This window comes from Candidatus Margulisiibacteriota bacterium, assembly GCA_028706105.1.
Taxonomy (GTDB): domain Bacteria; phylum Margulisbacteria; class Riflemargulisbacteria; order GWF2-35-9; family DYQY01; genus DYQY01.
Window position 1 is genome coordinate 1 of record JAQWCF010000106.1, and the last position, 5,057, is coordinate 5,057.

Consider the following 5,057-nt stretch of genomic DNA (forward strand, 5'->3'; position numbering starts at 1 on the left):
CAAAAGGATAGATATGTTTGTGATTCCCGGTGCAGACCACAACATGTACGGCAATTATTACAACAAACTAATCCACCACTACTTCATCAACAACCTGTAAGGCATCCCTTTGCCTGTGGCGGTGCCCATTGCCCACGGCAGTGCCCTTTGCCCATGGCGGTGCCCTTTGTCCATGGCGGTGCCCTTTGCCTGGGGCCATACCGCCTTGTGCAACGCAGTTTTCGTTTAACGCTCTTTTCCTTGCTTTTTGCGGGCCTGCGGAACTCCTCCCGTTGGTCGTCAAACAGTCCTCGGCTGTTAACCGCAAAAAGCTTCGAAAAACCCGCTACGAAAACAGATGTTACACTTCGTGCAGGGGCCATCCCTTGGATAAATTCACAGCTAGAAGAGGCTGTATTTATTGTGGGAATACGTTCATTTTCAGTAGTATGTTTATTTATCCGATGGATGCAGTTAAAAAAAATTTGGCAAATAGATAAACAATCATAACTTTGATGTTGTTGTAATATCATATTAATATCATTATCATGAAAAAGGAAACTCACATTAAGGTTATGAACGGCTACCTGCTTCTTTCCATGACTCCTCTGCTGCTTGCTGGGATATTCATTTTTTTTGCTAATGAACATCCTCTGCTTGGAGTATTATCTTTACTGCTTTTCATATTTATTTCGGCAGGCCTGTTCACAATAAGTCCCAACAATTCCAAAGTATTCCTGCTCTTTGGTGCATACATGGGGTCTCTCAAAGATAATGGATTCTTTTGGGTTGCACCTTTCTTTTTAAAACCATCTGTATCATTGAAAGCCAGGAACTTCGAAAGCGAGCGTATCAAAGTCAACGACAAACTCGGCAATCCTATTTTAATCAGTTCTATCCTGGTTTGGAAGGTAGAAGATACATACAAAGCAATGTTTGAAGTAGACAACTATGAACAATTCGTTAAAGTTCAAACAGATGCAGCTGTAAGAAAATTGGCAGGATCTTTCCCTTACGACCAATTCGAAGACGAAGAAGCATCAATTACCCTCAGCTCTAATTTCGAAGATGTGAGTAAACACCTAGAAGAAGAAATATCCGAAAGGCTTAAATTAGCGGGACTTGCTGTAATTGAAGCACGTATTGGTTATCTTGCATACTCACCAGAAATTGCACAGGCAATGCTTAAGCGTCAACAGGCCTCAGCAATTATAGCAGCACGGATTAAAATGGTAGAAGGAGCCGTCGGTATGGTAGAAGGGGCACTAAAATTGCTCTCGAAAAAGAATATTGTCGAACTGGATGAAGAGAAAAAAGCTGCGATGGTAAGTAATTTATTGGTTGTACTTTGCGGAGACAGAGAAACCTCACCTGTTATCAATACCGGCACTCTGAATCAATAGCAAAATTTTAATGGCAGAGAAAAAATCATTTGTACTAAGAATAGACCCCGAAACCATGAAGGCTATCGAAAAGTGGGCTGCCGATGAATTCAGGAGCATCAACGGTCAGCTAGAGTGGATCATAAGCAAAAGCCTAAAAGATGCCGGCAGGTTGAAAAAACCCCGCCAAGATTCATCACTAGGATAAATTCATATTTTGCAAATGCTTAGCGTATTGAGGCTTAAAGTTCATTGCCTGGCGGTTGCAATAAATTACCGGCAGCATAAGAGAACAACAACCCAGCAGTATATTCAGGAGCAGAGGTTATCCTAGGCCTCACCTCTCATCTTTTTTTACAACTTATTAACCATCAAAATATTTGCTGTGACAACTTTTCACCAAAATCACAAATCACATCTTGTAAGTGCAAACATCTCACATTAAACAAGCACGTAATCAACAATATGTGAAAAAAGATGAGAGGTGCGGTCAGAGGCTTAGCTACTCCGTCATTTTGCAGCATCTCTCCAAATGTTTCAAGACCCTGCAAGGCAAGAACATATTAGTTTATACAAGAGATACTACCTGTGCGTGCTGTGATTAGAACTAGAATTGGGTTGCTGTTATCTGTCATTTTGTCGACTATGTTCTTTAGGTCATTTGTTAATATGCTGTAGTTTTTTTGAAGGAGCTCGTAGGGCAACAGTACTGCTGCGATGTTGTGATTTTGAGTAAGGGTGAATTGATTTAGGGCTAATTCGTTGTTAAGGAGTTTGGCTTTATAGTTGAGGGCGTAGGAGTTGTTGTTGCTGAGTCGGAAAATTTTGTTGTCCCTTTTCCTCAGCATAAACATATCTCGTTTACATTCGACGTTCATCTCGGATTCCGTACTGAACAAGATATAATCTTCTGCTTCCAGCACTGGGAAGATTGAAATATTAATATCATCTGAATACCTTTTGTTTACGAACCTAGGATAAATCCTAAGGCTACTATCTACAAAATAAATGGTATCAGACTGGAAGCTGGTTATGTAACACCCATCTTTGACTTTTGTAAGATTGTTGATTAACCCGATCTTACCGTTATATGGTCTATCGTATTTTATGTCACCAATGGATAGTGGTTTAAATTTACCGATATCATAGGCATGAAGAGATACGCCACTGCCTTTGACTGTATTAGAAATGTAACTAAAGTATCGTGACCGGTAATTGTACCCAATAACTTGATTATTTATAAACGCTGTTTGATAAAAACGCTCATTTATCTGATGATAATCAATCATATTGCCTGTAAAGTCAAATTTGATAAACAGTTTTTGGTCAATAGAATGCACTATTATTTTTTGAGCAGAGGTATCAACCACAAAAGTGAATTGTTCAAGAAACTCACCCGGTCCACGTCCGTAAGTCCCAATTATCCGAATAAAATTCCCATCAGCATCAAAAAGAACAAGTTTAGATTCCACACTATTCCTATCTCCTATAAGAATGAAATCTTCACAAACTAAGATTTTGGCAGAAATATCATTGTTAACCCAGAAAGTATTTAACCCTTTTAGCTCAATATACTTTACCTCTGCAACATCAGACAACTTAATATCATACACCGGATAATTTTTATTTACATCAAATTCAATTAAATAACTATCATCAGAACTATTGCATCCTACTATCAATATGGAACTCAATAAACACAAAAAAAGGTTGGTTTTCATATATGTTGCGATTTATATAATACTTCTAAGTTAATTTTTTAAATGACCGAGTATCAATAGGGGATTTCCATCCTCATTTATTATTTTAGATAAGTCGAGCAGCAGAGGATTTACATCAATATTATTCTCATTACAAATTCTGATGTGGTCCAAAATTTCATATGGCCAGACTATTTTAACAATCTTATCATCAAAAGCTCCATAGAGAGGCATTAAATACTCAAGCCCAAGAATGTCGTCATAAAAACCATTTGCCTGGCTGCCTCTGGTGATACCTGTGCTTTTATCGTGATAGATGACATAAATATCTCCTTTTTCTATCCCCCTTTGTTTTGGGAAATTGATCACAGTTGTCATTATAAAAAAAAGATATCGTGATGTCTCATATACAGCCATGCATAACGGTCTATTATCGGATATCTCCACCAACCTGCATTGATCCAATCTTCCGCTTGACCAAGCCCTTTCTGATTCTATCAATAACTCTTTATATTTATAGAAAAAATCCCTGTGGATTTTGTATTTCGGATCAATCATTACCACTCTGGATGGAGTAATTCTTCCCTCTGCAATATGATAAATTGTGTCATTGATATAGTTGTAGAAAACCGTAGTGTCATTATAGCCTGTCATAAAACGTGTTAGCCTTCCAATTGGAGGAGGTGTATAATGGTCTATATTAATTGGTTCTGCAACTGACACAGAATTTGTTAAATCAAAATCAGTATTAAAAAAGAAGAGAGTATCTGGAAAAGAATACAGAAATATGGTTTTTCCCTGTTGAAAAAAATCGGAGATTCTAGAAAAGCGGCCTTCCGCGATAGTGTTTTCTTGTCCTCCGTGTATTACTCTTACATTCCCGGTAGGTTTTCCATCTAATCCATATTCAATAAATTTACTGCCTAAGCTATAATAAAAACCATCAATATGGACTACTCTAGAAACACCAAACGGCTCCTCCAGTGGGCCTCTTCCTTTAGTGCCTATGCTATTTTGATATTTCCCGTTTTTGTCGAAACAGATATTATAATTAAAAATATAATCACTCATAAAAATGGGGTCAATGCTGCTTATCATATTATGGTCATTTGTTTCAAGTATTAGAAAAGAAATACTATCCACTATTTCAGACAGATTAATTTTCTCCCTTGAAGTTACGGCCCCACTAATATCTACTATCTTATCTAGTCTATTCATTTCTTGAGATTTGTTTGAGTTGCAAGAAATAATGATGATTGCAGAGGAAATAATTGTTGTGATCTTTATTGCTGATGTTAACATTGTCAGAGGCTTTTAAAACACCCATTACGATAACGAATTGAAAAACTGTCTTGATGTGGTTGTTTGCTACGTTTTTTAAAATTACATAATTTATTTGAGTCAAAATATCATCTCTCTAACAAATTCACAACTCCCAGAGGTTGTGAATTTGTAGATTCCAGTTCATTTTCTGGTTATTGCAGAGTCCGCGGTGGCTCCCTTTACCTGGGGCGGTGCCCTTTGTCCATGGCGGTGCCCTTTGCCTGGGGCCATACCGCCTTGTGCAACGCAGTTTTCGTTTAACGCTCTTTTCCTTGCTTTTTGCGGGCCTGCGGAACTCCTCCCGTTGGTCGTCAAACAGTCCTCGGCTGTTAACCGCAAAAAGCTTCGAAAAACCCGCTACGAAAACAGATGTTACACTTCGTGCGGCATTTGCCCCCGACGGCTTCGGGCACAGCAAAGGGCACCGTACAGGCCATTAAAAGTTTATTGAGGAGCTTTGCTTCTATAATCTTTACAGTGGTAAAAATAGAATTTGCGATGTGTCACTCCCTTCCTGTCGTTTATAATCAGGGAGTCCGTTAACATGGCTTGTTCAAAATGATTTTCCAGCATAGATTCTATGGTACCGTTGACAAGGTTTTTGCGACGGTACCTTTCGCTTGTCACATAAATGGCATCTTTACCATCCAAATGTGTAAGGTCTTTATTGTCA

5 protein-coding genes are annotated in these 5,057 nt (G+C 38.4%); 2 read left to right on the plus strand and 3 right to left on the minus strand.

All coding sequences use genetic code 11. The annotated features are described in order from the left end of the window. The first annotated feature begins 527 nt into the window (after window positions 1-527). On the plus strand, window positions 528-1,382 hold the full coding sequence (locus tag PHF25_08680) for an SPFH domain-containing protein (GenBank protein MDD4528084.1): 855 nt from the start codon (window positions 528-530) through the stop codon (window positions 1,380-1,382). 10 nt (window positions 1,383-1,392) lie between these two features. Further along, a complete protein-coding gene (locus PHF25_08685; protein MDD4528085.1) occupies window positions 1,393-1,569 on the plus strand; it encodes an Arc family DNA binding domain-containing protein in 177 nt (58 codons plus the stop codon). A gap of 355 nt (window positions 1,570-1,924) precedes the next feature. Here the strand turns inward: PHF25_08685 and PHF25_08690 are convergent, their stop codons facing one another. The 3 genes from PHF25_08690 to PHF25_08700 form a co-directional block, all read right to left on the minus strand. Next, complete coding sequence (locus PHF25_08690) at window positions 1,925-3,082, minus strand: 6-bladed beta-propeller (GenBank protein ID MDD4528086.1); 1,158 nt, start codon at window positions 3,080-3,082, stop codon at window positions 1,925-1,927. 30 nt (window positions 3,083-3,112) lie between these two features. Beyond that, window positions 3,113-4,363, minus strand: coding sequence for a 6-bladed beta-propeller (locus PHF25_08695; GenBank protein MDD4528087.1), 1,251 nt, complete (start codon window positions 4,361-4,363; stop codon window positions 3,113-3,115). Window positions 4,364-4,828: 465 nt separating this feature from the next. After that, window positions 4,829-5,057: hypothetical protein (locus tag PHF25_08700; protein ID MDD4528088.1), on the minus strand; the 229-nt coding region annotated here is incomplete at its 5' end.

Coding starts and splice junctions, on each gene's coding strand:
- PHF25_08680 (MDD4528084.1), top strand. CDS start 528: ATGAAAAAGGAAACTCACATTAAGGTTATGAACGGCTACCTGCTTCTT.
- PHF25_08685 (MDD4528085.1), top strand. CDS start 1,393: ATGGCAGAGAAAAAATCATTTGTACTAAGAATAGACCCCGAAACCATG.
- PHF25_08690 (MDD4528086.1), bottom strand. CDS start 3,082: ATGAAAACCAACCTTTTTTTGTGTTTATTGAGTTCCATATTGATAGTA.
- PHF25_08695 (MDD4528087.1), bottom strand. CDS start 4,363: ATGTTAACATCAGCAATAAAGATCACAACAATTATTTCCTCTGCAATC.